The organism is Pseudomonas sp. RSB 5.4 (assembly GCF_037126175.1).
Classification (GTDB): Bacteria; Pseudomonadota; Gammaproteobacteria; order Pseudomonadales; family Pseudomonadaceae; genus Aquipseudomonas; species Aquipseudomonas fluorescens_H.
On sequence record NZ_CP146986.1, the window covers coordinates 2994569 to 3014652 of the forward strand.

Annotated in this window: 13 protein-coding genes and 1 pseudogene; 5 read left to right on the forward strand and 9 right to left on the reverse strand. The window is 58.3% G+C overall.

What is annotated here, in order from left to right; all coding sequences use genetic code 11:
- Positions 1-40: 40 nt before the first annotated feature.
- A complete protein-coding gene (locus V9L13_RS13495) occupies positions 41-1261 on the reverse strand; it encodes an aspartate aminotransferase family protein (protein WP_103522294.1) in 1221 nt (406 codons plus the stop codon).
- Between the two features lie 309 nt (positions 1262-1570).
- Between V9L13_RS13495 and V9L13_RS13500 the strand changes: the two genes are divergently transcribed.
- Positions 1571-6616 (forward strand): DUF6543 domain-containing protein, encoded by a 5046-nt coding sequence (locus V9L13_RS13500; RefSeq protein WP_338802749.1) that lies wholly within the window; start codon positions 1571-1573, stop codon positions 6614-6616.
- A gap of 26 nt (positions 6617-6642) precedes the next feature.
- Here V9L13_RS13500 and argR read toward each other — a convergent pair whose 3' ends face one another.
- From argR to acs, 7 genes are all read right to left on the reverse strand, one after another.
- Complete coding sequence (gene argR, locus V9L13_RS13505; RefSeq protein ID WP_338802750.1) at positions 6643-7635, reverse strand: transcriptional regulator ArgR; 993 nt, start codon at positions 7633-7635, stop codon at positions 6643-6645.
- A gap of 230 nt (positions 7636-7865) precedes the next feature.
- Positions 7866-8630, reverse strand: a complete 765-nt coding sequence (locus tag V9L13_RS13510) for an ATP-binding cassette domain-containing protein (protein WP_003227281.1) — start codon at positions 8628-8630, stop codon at positions 7866-7868.
- Positions 8631-8657: 27 nt separating this feature from the next.
- Positions 8658-9770, reverse strand: coding sequence for a M14 family metallopeptidase (locus V9L13_RS13515; RefSeq protein ID WP_003227283.1), 1113 nt, complete (start codon positions 9768-9770; stop codon positions 8658-8660).
- Between the two features lies 1 nt (position 9771).
- On the reverse strand, positions 9772-10470 hold the full coding sequence (locus V9L13_RS13520; RefSeq protein ID WP_003227285.1) for an ABC transporter permease: 699 nt from the start codon (positions 10468-10470) through the stop codon (positions 9772-9774).
- Positions 10467-11156 (reverse strand): ABC transporter permease, encoded by a 690-nt coding sequence (locus V9L13_RS13525; protein ID WP_003227287.1) that lies wholly within the window; start codon positions 11154-11156, stop codon positions 10467-10469. Before V9L13_RS13525 ends, V9L13_RS13520 begins: the two co-directional genes overlap by 4 nt.
- A 91-nt stretch (positions 11157-11247) precedes the next feature.
- On the reverse strand, positions 11248-12021 hold the full coding sequence (locus tag V9L13_RS13530; protein WP_003227288.1) for an ABC transporter substrate-binding protein: 774 nt from the start codon (positions 12019-12021) through the stop codon (positions 11248-11250).
- Between the two features lie 720 nt (positions 12022-12741).
- Complete coding sequence (acs, locus tag V9L13_RS13535) at positions 12742-14697, reverse strand: acetate--CoA ligase (RefSeq protein WP_047599664.1); 1956 nt, start codon at positions 14695-14697, stop codon at positions 12742-12744.
- A gap of 439 nt (positions 14698-15136) precedes the next feature.
- On the opposite strand from acs, the gene V9L13_RS13540 reads away from it, so the two are divergent.
- Positions 15137-15397, forward strand: a complete 261-nt coding sequence (locus V9L13_RS13540; protein WP_003227290.1) for a DUF2790 domain-containing protein — start codon at positions 15137-15139, stop codon at positions 15395-15397.
- A gap of 554 nt (positions 15398-15951) precedes the next feature.
- Complete coding sequence (locus tag V9L13_RS13545; RefSeq protein WP_003227292.1) at positions 15952-17202, forward strand: ribonucleotide-diphosphate reductase subunit beta; 1251 nt, start codon at positions 15952-15954, stop codon at positions 17200-17202.
- Between the two features lie 126 nt (positions 17203-17328).
- On the opposite strand, the gene V9L13_RS13550 is transcribed toward V9L13_RS13545, so the two are convergent.
- Positions 17329-17994 carry a hypothetical protein gene (locus V9L13_RS13550; RefSeq protein ID WP_338802751.1) on the reverse strand — a complete coding sequence of 222 codons (666 nt, stop codon included), beginning with the start codon at positions 17992-17994 and terminating at the stop codon, positions 17329-17331.
- Between the two features lie 472 nt (positions 17995-18466).
- Here V9L13_RS13550 and V9L13_RS13555 point away from each other — a divergent pair.
- Positions 18467-18965: pseudogene (locus V9L13_RS13555) on the forward strand (BRO family protein).
- A gap of 113 nt (positions 18966-19078) precedes the next feature.
- On the forward strand, positions 19079-19792 hold the full coding sequence (locus V9L13_RS13560; protein ID WP_338802752.1) for an HNH endonuclease: 714 nt from the start codon (positions 19079-19081) through the stop codon (positions 19790-19792).
- The last annotated feature ends 292 nt before the right edge of the window (positions 19793-20084 follow it).

Sequence of the window (20084 nt, forward strand, 5' to 3'; positions counted from 1 at the left end):
TTGGGTTCGACGCCCAAATCCTCGGGCGTCGAAGGGTCTATCAGGCTTGCGTCAGTGTTGCGGCGGCGCGTTCGAAGCGGTCCAGACCGGCGTCGATATCGGCATCTTCCACCACCAGGCTCGGGGCGAAACGAATCACGTCCGGGCCGGCTTGCAGAATCATCAGGCCTTCTTTTTCAGCGGCGTTGAAGATGTCCTTGGCCTTGCCTTTCCAGGCTTCGCTCAGCACACAACCGATCAACAGACCGAGACCACGCACCTGAGTGAACAGGCCGTACTTCTCGCCGATCTGCTGCAGGCGGGTCTTGAATTTGTCGTGCTTGGCGTTGACGCCGTTCAGCACCTCAGGGGTGTTGATCACGTCGATCACTGCCTCGGCAACGGCGCACGCCAGCGGGTTGCCGCCGTAAGTGGTGCCGTGTGTGCCGACGACCAGATGCTTGGCCAGCGCTTCGGTGGTCAGCATCGCAGCGATCGGGAAACCACCGCCCAGGCTCTTGGCGCTGGTCAGGATGTCCGGGGTCACGCCGTAATGCTGATAGGCGAACAGGTGGCCGGTACGGCCCATGCCGGTCTGCACTTCGTCGAACACCAGTAGCGCGTTGTTCGCGTCGCACAGTTCGCGGGCACCTTGCAGATAAGCCAGTTCGGCTGGCAGCACGCCGCCCTCGCCCTGGATCGGTTCCAGCACGACCGCACAGGTCTTGTCGGAAACCGCCGCTTTCAACGCGGCCAGATCGTTGTAAGGGACGTGGGTGATGCCGGTGATTTTCGGACCGAAACCGTCGGAGTACTTCGACTGGCCACCGACGTTGACGGTGAACAGGGTACGGCCGTGGAAGCTGTTGAGCGCGGCGATGATCTCGTACTTCTCGCTGCCGAAACGGTCGAACGCCACGCGACGGGCCAGCTTGAATGCGGCCTCGTTGGCTTCAGCGCCGGAGTTGCAGAAGAACACGCGCTCGGCGAACGTGGCGTCGATCAGCTTGTGCGCCAGGCGCAGGGCCGGTTCGTTGGTGAACACGTTGGACACGTGCCACAGCTTGTTCGCTTGCTCGGTCAAGGCACCGACCAGCGCTGGGTGCGCGTGACCCAAAACGTTGACGGCGATGCCGCCGGCGAAGTCGATCAGCTCGCGGCCGGCCTGGTCCCAGACGCGGGAACCGGCGCCACGCACCGGAATGAAAGCGGCAGGCGCGTAGTTGGGAACCATTACCTGGTCGAAATCGGCGCGTTGTACCGCAGCGTGCTCAACGGACATCGGAGTCTCCTGATGAGGGCCACCCGCCTGAAACTGGCGAGCGATGGGGGGATTGTAAGGACAGTTTTCAGCCCGGCCTTGCCGCCAAGCGACAACTTCTTATAGCGCAAACCCCGGAATTTCCCGGGTTTACGGCAATGCGACATATAGCGTCGCAAAGGCGCAGTTTAAACTGCACGCCGCCGTTTGCGCAGACGTACCGGGGATCTTAATCAAGAGAGTTTTGTGGCGTGCGGTATATATGTACCGCACATCGAATCAATGGCCGGTGTTTGCTAGAGACCTTTCTCAGGCAAACGGCCTCACCCCATGATTCAAGAAACTACACCCGCCCTCGCGGCACTGCCCGACACACTGCTGCTACCCCGGCAGGACGCACATTATCAACCGCTGCTCCAAGCCATCCCGACATGGTTGAGTCAGGCTGCAGCACACAAGCGCGCGGCTTTGAAAAGGGCCAGTCCGCTACTGCCCGCCAACCGCAAACAAGCATCACGCAACGAGCATGCAAAACTGCGCGCGCTGAATGCCGCGCACTGGACCGCACACAACCGCGTCGAACGAAGCCTTGCCCGGTTGCAGGACCCCAAAGCGTTCGCCGAACCGCTGCTGCGCGCCGAACTGGAAAAGCGCTTTGGCTTGAACCTGGATGTTCGGCAGACCTGCCTGCGCCTGTACCTGCCCGACCATGTTCCATGGCTACGCCTCAAATCCGGCGCCGCGCGTACCTGGACCGTCTCGCTGCTGGACGCCACGCTGCACAATTTTGAAAGCAGCGAGACCTCCGCTGACGCCTTTGAGTCCGCCTCGGGCTATGTCAGCCAGCCCTCGTCTGAAGGTCAGTTCAGCATGCTGCCGAACATCCTCAAGGCGATGCCGATCCCTGCCTTCACCCGCCTGTGTCGCGAACTGGATATCGGGCGCCGCTACAGCATTTATCTGCAAGACAATCTGGGCATCAGCAATCCGTTGGTCGCCGCCGTACTGCAACCGCAGGTTTGCACGAGTGACAAAGCCGCACTGGTCGCCGCCCTGCAAATGGCCTATATGCAAAAGCTGCTGGGAGCCGATGTCCATCGCCTGATTCTCGGGCTGCTCGATGGCTTGCAGCATTTGCGCCTCAATCGTCAGGCGTGGCATTGCCATGCGCTGACGATGATGAAAGTCAGCCTGACCGGCATCGTGCTGTTCGCGCCGAATCTTGAAGCTGCACACGCAGCAGCGCGAGTCGTGGCTTACATTCCCGATGACCCGCAACACCCGGTCAAGGAATACGCCAGTTCCGCTGCCTTCGCTGAGGAGCTGGCGCAACGCTTGCGCGATCCGGACTATCAGGTTTTCTTCAGTCGTTTCATCGACCATGCCGAGCGCGGCGCTTTCTTCGGTCAGTTGCGGGCCGTGCTCAGCCCTGTCACCTGGCAACCCGTGCCGGTCGGCGATCCCCGTCCCACCTGGCGCGAGCATCCAACCGTGCGGCCTGCTCTGCAGATCGTCGCGACCCCGATCCGGGGTGATCTGTGGGTGTATCTCTACCAGCGCAAGCTCGACAAGATGCTCAACGATGCCCGCGTCATCGCCGTCTCGACGGCCATGGTCGATCGCAAGGCGCGCTGGGCTCTCTGGGATTCTTTCACGGACATCGCACAGTCGTTGCTCAACCTCGTCGCGTTCGTCGCTTTGCCATTCGTGCCATTTCTCGGCGAGCTGATGCTTGCCTACACGGCCTACCAACTGCTCGACGAGACGTTCGAAAGCATCGTCGACTGGGCCGAAGGACAGTCCGGCGAAGCGTTCGCGCATTTGATGGGCATCGTGGAGTCCATGGTGCAGGTCGGCACTTTCGCCGCTGGCGGCGCTATCGCCGTCAGCGAGTTTCGCGCGCTATTGCCTGCCGATGTCGTGCAATTCATCGACCGCTTCATTCCGGTGAAAACGGTCAATGGCAAGACCCGCTACTGGAAACCCGACCTGCGCCCTTACGAGTGGTCTGGCACGCTGCCCAAAGACGTTCGAAGCGACGTGCTGGGTCTGCAAACCCACCAGGGCAAAAGCCTGCTGGCCCTTGAGGACAAGGTGTATGCCGTCAGCCTTGATCCCGAAACGGGCACCCACCGCATCGACCATCCAACGCGTCCCGAGGCTTACAAACCCGCACTCAGGCACAACACCGCAGGCGCCTGGCAAACCGAAATTGACCAGCCACTGGGTTGGAATCGGGCCACCGTGCTGAGCCGCAGCAGTACGCAGATGCAGCGCCTTCCTGCCGCTCTCCGGGAGCGCCTGCTGAACATCAGTGGCAGCGAGGAAAATAGCCTGCGCCAGATGCACGTCGAGCGCGAACAGTTGCCGCCATTGCTGAGTGACACCCTGTTGCGCTGGCAGATCGATCAGGACATTCAATTGTTCATCGAGCAGATTGGCAGCCCGCATGCCGAGGATTACCTCAAGGCTGACCCGGCCACTCAACTGCAACTGCTTTTCGACAACGGCGACTGGCCCGCTGACCGGGGCCTGCAATTGATCGATCGCCAGGGCAGAACCCTGTGGCGCAGCCCCGTCGCCGATGTGCCCTTCATACAAATCGAGGGCTCCCGACTGGACGACGGCAACCTGCTCAAGACCTGCCTGCAACGCCTGACAGAATCGCAAAGAAGGCGGTTATTGAGCGAAGCATCACATACGCCCGCTCCCTCGGCCGAAGCCCGCGCAACCCACCTGCGGCGCACCGTCGCCGAGCTGGCACAGCGCAAACGACAAAACCTGTTCGAAGATCGGTATCGCCAGTTGCAGCGCGGCGCCAGCCCGCTGGTACAGGTGCTGATGGATGCCGAACCCGGCCTGCCCAAGGCGTTGGCGCAATCGATACTGGAAACGGCAAGTGATGCCGAATACCTGCAATTACAGCGCGGAACACTCTCCGAAAGACTGGTCACCCTGACCCAGGAGACGGGTCTGCACGTGCGCGTAACCCGAGCCTTTGAAGGGCTGGAGCTGCAAGCGACAGTCAATAATCTGGATACCGATCGGCTGGCCCTCCATTCGCTGCCACGCTTGCCGGGCTGGTCGCAGACCATGCGACTGGAGCTCAGGCATTACACCTATAGCGGGCAACTGATCGACAGCCTCGGCGCACAGGATGCCCTCGTCCGTAAAGTGTTGGTACTGACCGAACAGGGCGACTATCAGCCGTTCGACGCTACCGGTGAGTCGCTCAGCGCGCCGGGATCACTGTATTCAACCCTGCTGCATGCCCTGCCCGACGCAGAACGTTCGGCGCTGAACATCCACATCACGCAAGACCTGAAGCTCAAGCAGCTGATTCGTGACCACGCGCTCGACCGTCAAGCGTTGCTGAACCTGTTGTCGCAAAATCCGATTCGCAAACCCGCTTACGACCCCACCGTGATGCGTCTGCGTGGCGGAACCAGCGGCTATCGGCGCATGCCCGTCAACACGCCGACGCTGCACGCCCATGCCCACTGGCTGCTGCCGCACTTGCTGCCTGAAGAACTCAACGCGTTCGTCGAGCGCCTGCAACGCCATCCGGACGGCCCACGAATCGAACTCAGCCGCTTGATCGCTGAACGCAACCGCCTCGACGCGATGCTGAATCCGTGGGCGGAGAGTGTTCCGCTCGTTCATCCAGAGACCGGCACCCGCCTCACCACCGAGCAATATGCGATCCAGCGCCATCGCCGGCGGCAGATGCGCGTCGACATCCTGGACTGCTGGAAGCAGCAGGTTTCCTTGCCGGAGAACACCGAGCAGACCATCGATCTGCGCCTGTCACAGCCGATCATGGGAGAGCTGCCAGCGCTGGAAGTGAACTTCAGTCACGTGGACTACCTGACCATCGAGGGGGTCGGCAGTACTCAGGGTGTACACAGCTTTCTGAACTGTTTCTCCGGCTTGCGTCGCCTGGCACTGCGCAACTTCCAGTTGGGCAACCTGCCGGAGTCGATCAGCCGGTCACCACAACTGCGCGAGCTGATTCTCAGCGACTGCGGCGTCACCCTGACAGCCGAGAGCCACACCACACTGGCGGCGTTGACTCAGCTGAGAACCCTGGACCTGTTCAGGAACCCGCTCGGACTCACCCCCAATGTCGAAAAAATGCCCCGACTCAATTACATCGATGTATCGGAGACCGGCATTTTTGAACTGCCACCCGGCCTGGTCACGCGCCCGCTCTTGCGCACTGCGCTGCTCAACGACAACCAGATCCGGTCGTTGCATCTCGCTCTCTTCGAACTGCCCAACAACGTTCCGGAAGGCTTCGATCTGAGCGGCAATCCGATTGCCAGCGCAGACCGGGAGCGCATCAAACGCCACTTCAACGACACCCGACAGGACTTCGGCGTAATGGCCGAACAGACTGATCTGTTGCGCGTACAAGCGCTGTACACGCAGATGGACCTTGAGCAGGCCAGTGAGTTTTTCTACCTGCTACCCGGCACCCTGGCCGAAGGTCGAAGCGAACTTGCACGGCTGGAGCTTGAATACAGCGACTTGAGTAGCAACCTCGCCGACTGGACGACCGACCACCCTGCCCTGCACCCGATCAGTGGCGAGCCCTTCACGATCGAGCAGGTGTTGAACGAGCGTGCAGCACGTCAGGAATTCAAATCCCTCATTGAGCAGTGCTGGCGACGGGAAACCGAGCAGGATGAACCGGATCAGAACCTCCAGCCACTGCATGACTTGAACCTGGCGACGATCATCTCCGGCGACTTACCCGTACTCAATGCGGATTTCAGCCATGTCACCCATTTGTACCTCAGAAGCCTGCCGGGCCAGACGTTCGGAGTGGACAAGTTTGTCGAGACGTTCGCCAGTCTCAGAGGACTGACGATCTACCAATATCGACTGGAACACATTCCGCCGGCCGTGTTTCGCATGACTGACCTGACCTATTTGTCGCTCTCACAGTGCGAGCTGACGATCACGCCGCAAAACGCCCTTGAGCTTGCGCAAATGGAGCGCCTGGATCACCTGGACCTGAGTGACAACCCGTTGGGCGAGACCCCGGATGTCAGCCAGATGACCCATCTGTCGACGCTGATGCTGGACAACAGCGGCATCACCAGCCTGCCGCCGGGCTTGCTGCAACTCGAACACCTGGAAATCGCCGACCTGAGCGACAACGCAATCACCCAGGTTCCCAGCGATATTCTGGAGTTGCCAGAAGAACGTGCAGAAAAATTCAGCCTGCGGGGCAATCCGCTCTCTGAGCTCAGCCTGCAACGGCTGATCGCCTACTTCAGAAAGCATCGCATCGATTTCGGCGTGGAGGACGTCATCGAACGAGCGGAAATGGAGGTGTCCACGTCCGAAGATTCCGGGGTCGATGAGTGACGGTCAGCGGTTTCTGCCGGGGTGCGTCAATTGCGCTCCGGCGGCACCGACGACAGTTCGAACGGACTGCTGCTGCGCCGCTGGTTGCGATCTTCCCGCGGCGTGGCGCCGAAGAAGTTGCGATAGGCGCTGGAGAAATGCGGCCCCGAGGAGAAACCGCAGGACAGGCCGATCTGGATGATCGACTTGCTGGTCTGCATCAACATCTGCCGGGCCTTGTTCAGGCGCAGTTCCAGGTAGTACTGGCTCGGCACGCGGTTGAGGTATTGCTTGAAGATCCGCTCCAGCTGCCGACGGGACACGCACACGTGCTGGGCGATTTCGTCGGTGGTCAGCGGCTCTTCGATGTTGGCTTCCATCAGCAACACGGCTTGCGTGAGCTTCGGATGGCTGGAACCGAGGCGGTTCTGCAATGGGATGCGCTGACGCTCGCCGCCCTCGCGGATGCGCTCGACCACCAGTTCTTCGGACACAGCACCGGCCAGTTCTGCCCCATGATCACGGGCCAGCACCGCCAGCAGCAGGTCGAGTACCGACATGCCGCCGCACGCGGTCAGGCGATCACGATCCCAGTCGAACAGGTGACTGGTGGCGATGACTTTCGGGAAGCGCTCGGCGAAATCGTCCTGCCAGCGCCAGTGCACGGCCGCGCGATAACCGTCGAGCAGACCGAGTTGCGCCAACGGATACACGCCTGCCGACAGACCACCGATCACGCAACCGGCCCGCACCAGTTGCTTGAGCGCGCTGCTGAGTGCCGGGGCCAGGGTGGTCGGCGGTTCGTCGGCGAGCAGGAACAGTTTCTGGAAGTTTTCCAGCTTGCCGGTCCAGGCCTCGCCCGGCAGTTGCCAGGCGCCTTCGGCCGTGGCTTCGGTGCTGGCTTCGGCCTGCAGGAACGACAGTTCGTAAACCACCTCCGGGTGCACCCGCTGAGCAACACGCAAGGCCTCCTCCGCCAGCGCCAGCGTCAGAGCTTTAGTGCTGGGCCAAATCAGGAAACCAATTCGATGGGCAGTCATGGGCGGGCAATCCGAAACGAAGAACGGTGATGAGGCAAGGGCCAATGCTAGCCCGTAATCGAAACTGTCGCAGATCCATTGTGGGAGCGGGCTTGCTCGCGAATGCGGTAGATCAGACACCAATGATGTCGACTGAAACACCGCTTTCGCGAGCAAGCCCGCTCCCACAGAGGGCCGAGCAAGTCTTCAGGTCGCGAAGCATGACCTAATTTGGTGCATAACGGGAGCGATTACTTGAGGCTACCCGACAGGAATTGTTGCAAGCGCTCGGATTGCGGATTGACCAGCACTTCGCGCGGGTTGCCGCTCTCTTCCACCACACCTTTGTGCAGGAACACCAACTGGTTCGACACTTCACGGGCGAAGCCCATTTCGTGCGTGACCACGACCATGGTGCGGCCTTCCTGAGCCAGCGCTTGCATCACTTTGAGTACGTCGCCAACCAGCTCCGGGTCGAGGGCCGAAGTCGGCTCGTCGAACAGCATCACTTCCGGTTCCATCGCCAGCGCACGGGCAATTGCCACACGTTGCTGCTCGCCACCGGACATGTGCCCCGGGAACGCGTCTTTGCGATGGGCCACGCCAACCTTGTTCAGGTAGTGCTCGGCCTTCTCGCGCGCTTCAGCCTTGGACACGCCCAGTACGTGGACCGGCGCTTCCATGATGTTTTCCAGCGCGGTCATGTGCGACCACAGGTTGAAATGCTGGAACACCATCGACAGGCGCGAACGCATGCGCTGCAGCTGTTTCGGATCAGCGGCTTTCAGCGCGCCGTCCTTGTTCGCCACCAGCTTCAGCTCTTCGTTGTTGAGCAGGATCTTGCCCGCGTGCGGCTGCTCAAGCAGGTTGATGCAGCGCAGGAAAGTACTTTTGCCGGAGCCACTGGAGCCGATGATGCTGATCACATCGCCGGCTGCCGCTTTCAGGGACACGCCCTTGAGCACTTCGTGACTGCCATAGCGTTTATGCAGGTCTTGGACTTCAAGTTTGTACATGCGGTCGGTTCTCACAAAAACAGTCAGTCAGTCGTTGAGCAAGCGCCCGTGACGCAGCGCTTCGCGCCCCGCCACCTTGGCCAGCCAGAAACCGGGTTGGGCATAGCGCAGCCGTTCAATGGCAAACAGCACCCCGGACGTACCAGCACACACCGTGCTGACCCGATCGGACACAGGGTCGATCACTTCGAAAATCTCATCCCCGGCTTCAACCCACTCGCCGGGTTTACGCAGAAAACTCACCACACCGGGGTGCGGTGCCAACAGCAATTCAGTGCCTTCGAACGGCATGCCTTCGCACGCTTCGTTGGCCGGTTTCGGCCACTCGCCCGTGATCAGGCCCTGCTCGGCAAGGAACGCCAGAATGCCTTCGGCCCAGGCCACCGCATCAGCGCGGTCGGTATTGGCCTGACCGCCGAGCTCGACGGTAGTCGCCAGGCACGCCAGCGGAATCTGCGCATCCGGGAACTGCCGCGACAGGCGCAGCCACGGCAACGAGCACGCTTCATCGAAGGAGCTGCCGCCGGAATCTTCCGCCAGCAACCCGACCTTCACATTCAGGTGCGCGGCCAGCGAACGCCACTGCGGCCAATGCTGCGGCAGCGCATACATGTGCAGCGCGGCTTCAGCGTCGCAATGCAGATCGAGCACCACGTCGGCGGTGCAGGCGTGGCTGAGCAAAACGCGCTGCATGCCTTGCAACTGGCTGCTCGCCTCGGGCAATGCCGCCAGATGATCAGCCATGGCCTGACGGATCAGGCGAATGTTGGCGTGCGGATCGTCACCGAGACGCTCGGCCAGCGCCGCCGCAACCGGCGCGCTCAGCTCGACGAAATCACGGTTGAAATTCTTGCCGCTGCCCGCCTCGAAACGCCCCTGATGATTGCCTTGCAGCAACTGGCCGAGGCCCAGCGGGTTGGCGACCGGCACCAGTTCGATCACACCGTTGAGCAGGCCCTGGGCTTCGAGCTCGCCAAGGCGCTTTTTCAGCTCCCAGGCGGTGCGCATGCCGGGCAGTTCGTCGGCGTGCAGGCTGGCCTGGATGTAAGCCTTGCGCTCGCCGCTGCCGAAGCGGAAGACCGAGATCTTGCGCTCGCTGCCCAGGTGGCTCCACGGCAATACGTGGTCGATGCGTTCCATATCAGTGCTTCCGCGGGGCCAGGTAGCTCAACCAGCGGCGCTCGGCCAGCTTGAACAGCTTCACCAGAATGAAGGTCAGGCACAGGTAGAACACGCCGGCGGTGATGTACGCCTCGAACGGCAGGTAGTACTGCGCGTTGACGGTACGGGCCGCGCCGGTGATGTCGATCAGGGTCACGATGGACGCCAGACTGGTGGTCTGCAGCATCATGATCACTTCGTTGCTGTACTGCGGCAGCGCCCGGCGCAGGGCCGATGGCAACAGAATGCGCTTGTACAGTTTGAAGCGCGACATGCCCATGGCCTTGGCGGCTTCAATCTCGCCGTTCGGCGTGGCCTTGAGGCTGCCGGCAATGATCTCGGCGGTGTAGGCGCTGGTGTTGATCGCGAACGCCAGGCACGCACAGAACGTCGCGCTGGACAGCCACGGCCACAAGAAGCTTTCACGTACTGCTTCGAACTGCGCCAGACCGTAGTAGATCAGGAACAGCTGCACCAGCATCGGCGTGCCGCGGATCACGTAGGTGTAGAGCCACGCGGCGCCATTGACGATCGGGTTCTTGGAGACGCGCATCAGGCCCAGCGGCAGTGCCGCCAACAGACCGAACAACAGCGACAGCGCGAGCAGTTTGAGGGTGGTCAGCAGGCCGCCGAGGTACAGCGGCATGGCCTCCCAAATGACGTTGTAGTCGAAGATCATAGATCAGCCGCCCTTACGCCTACCGAGTAGCGCTTCTCAAGGTGACGCAGCGCCAGCAACGAGACACTGGTGATCACCAGGTACATCGCCGCCACTGCGAGGAAGAAGGTGAAAGGCTCGCGGGTGGCATCCGCCGCCTGCTTGGCCTTGAACATCATGTCTTGCAGACCGACCACCGAAATCAGCGCGGTGGCCTTGGTCAGCACCAGCCAGTTGTTGGTGAAACCAGGGATCGCCAGACGAATCATCTGCGGCACCATCACCCGGAAGAACACCTGAAAACTGCTCATGCCGTACGCCATGCCCGCTTCGGCCTGGCCTTTGGGGATCGCCATGAACGCGCCACGGAACGTCTCCGACAGGTACGCACCGAAGATGAAACCGAGGGTGCCGATACCGGCGGCCAGCGGGTTCAGATCGATGTAGTCGTCATAACCGAGCATCGGCGCAACACGGTTGAGCAAGTCCTGACCGCCGTAAAAGATCAGCAGGATCAGCACCAGGTCGGGAATCCCGCGGATCACCGTGGAATACAGATCGCCCAGCCACGCCAGCCAACGAATCGGCGACAGGCGCAGCGCGACCCCGATCAGCCCGAGAACGATGGCCAGGGCCATGGACGACAAGGCGAGCTGAAGCGTCAGCCATGCGCCATCGAGGATGACAGCCCCGTAGCCTTTCAACATGATTCAGGTCCTCGAAAGTTGGGATGAAAAAATGGCGCAAACCGCAGAGATCCTGTTGCTTGCGCCATTTCTGACTTGTCGCAGAGACGTGTTACTTGCCGTAGATATCGAAGGCGAAGTATTTGTCCTGGATGGCTTTGTATTTACCGTTTTCACGGATGGCCGCGATGGCCGCGTTGATCTTGTCTTTCAGCGCGTCGCCCTTGCGCACAGCGATGCCCACGCCGTCGCCGAAGTATTTGACGTCGGTGAACTGCGGGCCAACGAAGGCGAAGCCTTTGCCGGAATCAGTGTTCAGGAAGCCGTCCTGCAACAGGGTGGCGTCAGCCACGGTACCGTCGAGACGACCAGCGGCCACGTCGAGGTAGATTTCGTTCTGCGAGCCGTATGGCTTGATCTCGGCACCCAGCGGGGCCAGGACTTCGCGAGCGAAACGCTCGTGGATCGAACCACGTTGCACACCGATGTTCTTGCCCTTGAGCTCAGACAGGTTGTCGCTGACAACGGTGCCTTGCTTCATGACCAGACGGGCCGGGGTGTTGTAGTACTTGTTGGTGAAGTCCACGGATTTCTTGCGGTCTTCAGTGATCGACATGGACGACAGGATCGCGTCGATCTTGCGCACTTTCAGTGCCGGGATCAGACCGTCGAACTCTTGCTCGACCCACACACACTTGACCTGCATCTGCTCGCACAGGGCGTTGCCGATGTCGTAGTCGAAACCGACGATGCTGCCATCCGGCGCTTTCGAAGCGAACGGAGGGTAAGCCGCTTCGATACCGATCTTCAGAGGTTTTTCATCAGCGAAGGAATTCAGCGACAGCACGGACAGTGCCAGGGCGCCAAGCAGCACAAGTTTCTTCATCTTGGGACTCCATCGGTAAAGGGCAAAAACGGCAGAGTGAGCGACAGCCCAATATGCGAATGGGTGAATCGGGAAAGCGGCGCAGCATCGGTGGGAAATTTCCCATTGAAACCCTCGAGGGTTTCAACGTCAGCCACGATGAGCGAGTGATCGGCATTCTAACGACAGGCCCGAAGCCGATATTTCTTCAATGCGACAACTAATTACAGATGCACAGAGAAACCCGCTTGAGCGCATTGACAGCCTTGCAAATTCATGCAAGAGCGAAAGACAGTGAACCGATCTATGCTGCAAATTGCGGGCCTATTATTCGCAAACCCTTCTAATCCGGCAAGCGCAGCGTTGTGTCTTATTTTTCACCGGGGGTTTTGAGGCTCTAAAACGGGGCATTGCGTTTCCCTTCGCCCCGCGGCGGGGCGGGCGGTTACACATTTGGTTACTCGGATGAGTGCGGGTAACAGCGGGAAAGGGCTTGCGCAGGAAATCGATAATTATTGGTTGGGTGGGCTGGGTTTCTGACAGAGGATACTGTGGCGTCTGACAGATTGCCTTCGCGAGCAAGCCCGCTCCCACAGTGGGCCTGCATTCTTTCAGACAGAATGCGATCAACCTGTGGGAGCGGGCTTGCTCGCGAAGGGGCCGGCCCTGCCACCCCAAAACTTCCAGACACAAAAAAGCCCCGCCCGGCATCACCGGACAGGGCTTCTACAGAGCTAACGCTTACGCCACATTCATCGTCTTATGCGTATCAATCAAATGCTGCACCACACCCGGATCCGCCAGGGTCGAGATATCCCCCAACCCATCGTACTCAGCCGTAGCAATCTTGCGCAGAATCCGCCGCATGATCTTGCCCGAACGGGTCTTCGGCAGCCCCGGCGCCCACTGGATCACGTCCGGCGAAGCAATCGGGCCGATCTCTTTGCGCACCCAGTTCTTCAGCTCCAGACGCAGTTGCTCACTCGGCTCTTCACCATTCTTCAAGGTGACGTAGACATAAATGCCCTGCCCCTTGATGTCGTGCGGCACACCGACCACCGCCGCTTCGGCGACTTTCGGGTGCGCAACCATCGCGCTTTCGATCTCGGCCGTACCCATACGGTGGCCGGAGACGTTGAGCACGTCGTCCACACGCCCGGTGATCCAGTAGTAACCATCGGCGTCACGACGCGCACCGTCACCGGTGAAGTACATGCCCCGGAAGGTCTTGAAGTAGGTGTCGACAAAACGGTCATGATCGCCATACAGCGTACGCGCCTGACCCGGCCACGAATCGAGAATCACCAGATTGCCCTCGGCCTCGCCCTCGATGATGTTGCCGAGGTTGTCGACCAGCGCCGGTACCACGCCGAAGAACGGACGTGCCGCCGACCCCGGCTTCAGCGCATGCGCCCCCGGCAGCGGGCTCATCATGTTGCCGCCGGTTTCGGTCTGCCACCAGGTATCAACGATCGGGCAACGCGACTTGCCGACATTCTTGTAGTACCAGTCCCAGGCTTCCGGGTTGATCGGCTCGCCGACCGAACCGAGCAGACGCAGACTGCTGCCATCCGCGCCTTCAACGGCGGCGGTGCCCGAAGCCATCATCGCGCGGATCGCGGTCGGCGCGGTGTAGAGGATGTTGACCTTGTGCTTGTCGACGATCTTCGCCACCCGGGTGATGTCCGGATAGTTCGGCACGCCTTCGAACAGCAGGGTGGTCGCGCCATTGGCCAGCGGGCCGTAGACGATGTAGCTGTGACCGGTGACCCAGCCGACGTCGGCGGTGCACCAGTAGATTTCGCCCGGACGGTAGTCGAACACGCGCTCGTGGGTCATCGCCGCGTACAACAGATAACCGCCGGTGGTGTGCTGCACGCCCTTCGGCTTGCCGGTGGAGCCGGAGGTGTAAAGGATGAACAGCGCCTCTTCAGCGCCCATCTCTTTCGGCGCGCAGACGGTGCCCGCCACTTTCATCAGGTCTTCGTACCAGATGTCGCGATGCTGGTTCCACTTGATGTCGCCACCGGTGCGCTTGCACACGATGACTTTCTGGATGCTGCTGGTTTCCGGATTGGTCAGCGCGTCGTCGACGTTGGCTTTCAGCGAGATCTTCTTGCCGGCGCGAATGCCTTCGTCAGCGGTGATCACCACTTTCGATTTGCAGTCGATGATCCGCCCCGCCAGCGCTTCCGGCGAGAAGCCGCCGAACACCACCGAGTGAATCGCGCCGATCCGGGTGCAGGCCAGCATGGCGACCACGGCTTCGGGGATCATCGGCATATAGATAGTCACCACGTCGCCGCGGTGCACGTCCTGACCACGCAGGGCGTTGGCCAGTTTGCAGACTTGTTCGTGGAGTTCGCGGTAGGTGATGTTGCGGCTTTCGGAAGGGTCATCGCCCTCCCAGATGATTGCGATCTGATCGCCGCGCTCGGCCAGATGACGGTCGAGGCAGTTGTAGGAAACGTTCAGGGTGCCGTCGGCGAACCATTTGATGTCGACATGGTGATCGTCGAAGGAAGTCTGCTTCACCGTGGTGAAAGGCTTGATCCAGTCGAGGCGCTTGGCTTGCTCGCGCCAGAAACCGTCAGGGTTGACTACCGACTGCTGGTACATGGCTTTGTAGGTCGCCTCGTCAGTCAGCGTATTGGCCAGAACCTCGGGACGAACGGGATACAGAGAAGCCGCACTCATCTTTCTTACCTCGGTGAAATAGTTGTTTTTGTATGACCCCGTTGTAGCCGGGCCGGGCCCATAGAACCATTCGACGATGGTAGTAACAAGCCCTGCGCCCTCAAGCCCCCCACCCCTGTAGGAGCTGCCGAAGGCTGCGATCTTTTGATCTTGCCCTTTAAAAACAGGATCAAAAGATCGCAGCCTTCGGCAGCTCCTACAGGGGATTTTTGGTGTTTTGCGGCGATTGTTACCAAAACCGCGAAAAGTGTTTATCAAAACCCCACCTGTTTACCCCCACCCCACCTCCCTAAAATCCGCAACGCCGACAAGGCAAACCGATTAACAACGTTACAGCCCCCACGAAGGCCGTTAATCAACTTATCCAAGTGATGAAGTTCCACACGCAACCCTAAAAAGGTTGCGTGACCCCACTCGACCTCAAAAAGGTAAATCTGAAATGAAAGCTTTATTGGTTCTGGCCCTCAGCAGTCTGTGCGCAACCGCCATGGCAGACGAGGTCCCGACTGATGTCGCACAGCAACAACCGGCTATCGAGGAATACACTTACTCGACTCACCTGGACATCGCCAACGTAGTGTCCATGAGCGAAGTTCCAAACGTCTGCGAAGTTGTTCCGATGAAAATGGAATACGACGATTCCAAGGGTCAGCGTCACATCCTGCGCTACAGCGTCATGGGTAACGGCTGCACCAATTGATGATTGAGACTGCACCGAATCGGACCGCTCAGCGCCTCATTTGAGGGTCGATTCCAGCCCGACTTCGGTCGGGCTCAGTTGTGTCTGGAGTCGTCAAAAATGCTTGCAAAACACTAGATGTAGTGAAAAACACGATTTTTTGTTCGTTTTTTGAGCAAATCCACAATCGCGAGATTTTTGCGAAAAAAAAATCTATCCCCGGCAAAGCCCTGTAAACCCGCACTCTCATCGAAAAACCAGCCTCCTCGACCGCTCCATGCGCGGATTCGCCTCAGCACAGCCGTGTTTTTTTCCCTATAATGCCGCCCTAATCGGGTCAGCAATATTCCCTTACAGGGAGCAAAAGCCATTCTGAAGCCCCGCAGCAGCGTCAACGCTGATCTGCGCCCGTCAGAGGCTCTCGGAAACCCGTACAAAATTCTGTTTTATTGCCTGCCTTAGCTGCTGCAAAAAACGATTCCTTAAGATCCAACGCGGTCTGTACGACCGTGTGAACAACCAACCAATCAGGTTTCACACGGGGCGACAGGCCCTCACGCAGGAGACGACACGTCATGCTGAGCTGGGACGAATTCGACAAAGAAGACAGTGAAGTAGCAACCGTGAAAGGCGCCAACGCCGGCCACGCTACTGAAGCCAACATGGACCGCCTCGACAGCGCCGGCGGTGCCGCAGCGCTGGAAGCCCGCGCCGTGACCGCCGACGACTCGGCCGCCGTGGCCCGCGCCAAGGCAGCACTGGATTCCCTCGACGTCGCCGAAGGCCTCGCCGAACTCGAAGGCGCCTCCGCCCGTGTCGCCGTTGACGAAAAGCGCATGATCAACTGCCGCGCCGACCTCAACCAACTCGTGCCTTTCAAGTACGACTGGGCCTGGCAGAAGTACCTGGACGGCTGCGCAAACCACTGGATGCCGCAAGAAGTCAACATGACCGCCGACATCGCCCTCTGGAAAAACCCGGAAGGCCTGACCGACGACGAGCGCCGCATCGTGATGCGCAACCTCGGCTTCTTCTCCACCGCCGACTCCCTGGTTGCCAACAACCTGGTCCTGGCCGTGTACCGCCTGATCACCAACCCGGAATGCCGCCAGTACATCCTGCGCCAGGCGTTCGAAGAGGCGATCCACACCCACGCCTACCAGTACTGCATCGAATCGCTGGCCATGGATGAAGGCGAGATCTTCAACATGTACCACGAGATCCCATCGGTCGCCAAAAAGGCAGCCTGGGGCCTGAAATACACCCGTTCGATCTCCGATCCGAAGTTCGAAACCGGCACCCCGGACACCGACAAAGAACTGCTGCGCAACCTGATCGCCTACTACTGCGTTCTGGAAGGCATCTTCTTCTACTGCGGCTTCACCCAGATCCTGTCCATGGGCCGCCGCAACAAAATGACCGGCGTCGCCGAGCAGTTCCAATACATCCTGCGCGACGAATCCATGCACCTGAACTTCGGCATCGACGTGATCAACCAGATCAAAATCGAAAACCCACACCTGTGGGATGCCGAAATGAAGGAAGAAGCGACCCAGATGATCCTGCAGGGTACGCAGCTGGAGATCGAATACGCGCGCGACACCATGCCTCGCGGCGTACTGGGCATGAACGCGGCGATGATGGAGGACTACCTGAAGTTCATCGCTAACCGTCGTTTGTCGCAGATTGGTTTGAAAGAGGAATACCCAGGGACGACTAACCCGTTCCCTTGGATGAGCGAGATTATGGACTTGAAGAAAGAGAAGAATTTCTTTGAGACTCGGGTTATTGAGTATCAGACTGGTGGTGCGTTGAGCTGGGATTAATGGTCTCGCTCGGCACGATTTGACGATTACTGGTTGAGTCGCCAAGTCGATAAAGCAAAAAGCCCCGATCTGATCGGGGCTTTTTTATGGACGATTCATATACAGGCTCACACCCAAACCACCAATTTAAGCTGTACCATTAACCAAGTACACTTCTCCATCATGATAAACAACTTCAGCATATTCAATAATTAATTTATCCAGGTCAGCCTCCGAAAGCCCAAGATATTCCTGCAACGAACCTATAATTATTTTACTCCGAGAAATGATAGACCTAATTAAATCTTGATCCCTCTCATTTATAAATACATTTTCTTTTGTAGCAGCAAGCGCCTCGAAATCTGACTTCAATAAAGGTAACAACCCAAGAGAGTAGGAAACTTTCTTCGCTTGGCCGACGGGAAGCCAAGCAAGTGTTTCCAAAAGAAAACCTGGATCTACCCAGATCCCTTTGTGAACCACTAAAGATGCAAATTTGAAGCTATCGTGAGGCCGACTCGCCCCTAGTCGCAGCCCTTTTTTCTGTTCAATAACGCCACTGGCGGTGGCTACGCGCTTAAGAATTAGTTCAATTGCAGGACGATTATAAGCGACAAAACGCGCCGTTTGATGGCGACGATCTAGCCAACGTATAACACTGTCCCTTATCGCTACTCCTAGAGCAACAACGACGGCTAAGAATGTTGCAATAGCCGCAAAGTCAATTTTTGACTCCACTGACCAAGGCCAGCCACGGAGCGCCACTAGCCCAAAAACCGCCATAACAACAAACGTAAAAAATGCTAATAACATCCTTCTCATAAGCCTACCTAGCTCAATACGTTACAGGATCCCCCCATGGAGCTTACACCACTACGTCACACTATCCAAAAACCATCATAGAGGGAGGTCATCTGAGTAAATAATCCTCGCCTAAATATGCCACATCGAGTGGTTTTTGGCATGATTCTCTGCGCCAGTCGATCTAATATTAAATTTCCGCCGCCTAGTCCCCCTAAAGTAGCGACCTGACCGCTCGCTTTCGTAAAAGACCTCTACTAAATCGGGAGTGGGCTAAGACAAGATCAGTAGTGGGAATATGCCCAGCCTTATACTTGTGGCTTCTTAAAACCTGGCACCTCGCCCCTAAGAAAGTTATCAAGTAGAAGTATTGGATATGCCTACGCCTCATCTTGATGAAGGAATTCGCTACGGTTTTATTTACGAAGTTATGCTTCCTATTCGAAAGACTGATAACGTCTGACACACGTTTCCCACAGTATTTATACGTCATAACCTTCATCTACACAGCCTCCTTCTCGAAAACGAACCTTGGTTCAGCGCACGCGACATTGGTCGTTAGATGGACGTACATATCAGTGATCGCTTGGTCGCAAGCTGGACAAGGATCAACACCGTTTTTTGTGGATTGATTATTACTAGCCTAAAAAGTTGTTGATGCTCAGCGAGCCCGGCGTAATTGCGCTGCTTGTATATCACTACGTCCCGGAAAAGCGGTTGTCGCGTGAGTGGCTTACTCATCTAGTGGTGCCTACGTTACGTGACTCGGAACACTCAATAAGTTCAGATCGGCCGATGTTGAGCTTGCGGAATTGGCGGAAATGTCCTTGAACCTGCTGCATTGGCAGGATGAGAGCTGGATTCGGCTACGCGATATGCCTTACCTGCTGAACGATAAGTCCCAACTGCGAACCACGGTGGTAAAGCCTTGGTGGCGGAGGGTTACGCAAAAATTTCGGTCTACAAAACATTCGCTGGGTTAGCGTTGTGCCTGTAGAGTTTCGCAAGACCCGTCGCTATTTTCTGTAGGAATTTTCCTAGACAGCCGTGATGGCCACTCAGTATCGTCCGAGGGTTTTCAACCCTCGGCGATTTTATGAGCGACAAGAAAAAAGATACTGATTGGACTGCTGTTGAGATTGAGGCGGCGGTTGATGCCTATCTGAAAATGTTTGCGCTTGAGCGAACCGGCAAAAAACTCAACAAAGCGCATGAGAATCGCCTACTGCGTGCATCTGCCTTGCAAAACCGCACCGAAGGCTCAGTTGAATTCCGTATGCAGAACATTTCTGCTGTTCTCTTGAGGATGCATAGGGAATACATCAAAGGGTACAAGCCAGCCAGAAACGTTGGGACGAACGTCGAGCCAGTCATCCGAGCAGTATTGATCGCGAAGGGAGTCACGCTTGGGGATCCAACTGTTCCGACTGCGGATGAAGAAGCACTAGAACAGAGAGCTCTGGCGCTAGAGAAACTAACTCTTGAAGACGAACCTGCGGGGATTGTTAAGCCGAAGCGCGCTCCCGCCCAAAGTACTGCATTTATACGTGATCCAAAGGTTAGAGCCTGGGTTCGTCAGAAAGCCAAAGGAATGTGTGAAGGGTGCGGTGAACCGGCGCCGTTCACTAAAAATGACTCTCCTTACCTTGAAGTTCATCACGTGAAGCATTTGGCGAATAAGGGCTCTGATCGAATCAGCAACGCTGTGGCACTTTGCCCGAACTGTCATCGACGCTGCCATCACTCGAATGACAGCAAAGAGTTCACCGAGTCGCTATATGCGAGGGTCAAACGGTTGAAGCGTGAGTAACTGAGCCAAAATTCTGTGGCGAGGGAGCTTGCTCCCGCTCGACTGCGGAGCAGTCGCCAGGCTCATGATTCTATCTGTCTAACCCATCGCATTTGCCAGTTTTGGGGCTGCTTCGCAGCCCAGCGGGAGCAAGCTCCCTCGCCACAGAGGGGATGTGCTGCCCGCAGTGGCGGGGTGAGAATTGAAATCCGGTTGATCCTGGAATCGCCAGCAGGCTAACTCCCGCAGGTTTTGCATCATCCTGAAAACAATCAGTGCAACCCGCCGCGCCTCCCGCTATTAATACCCCTCC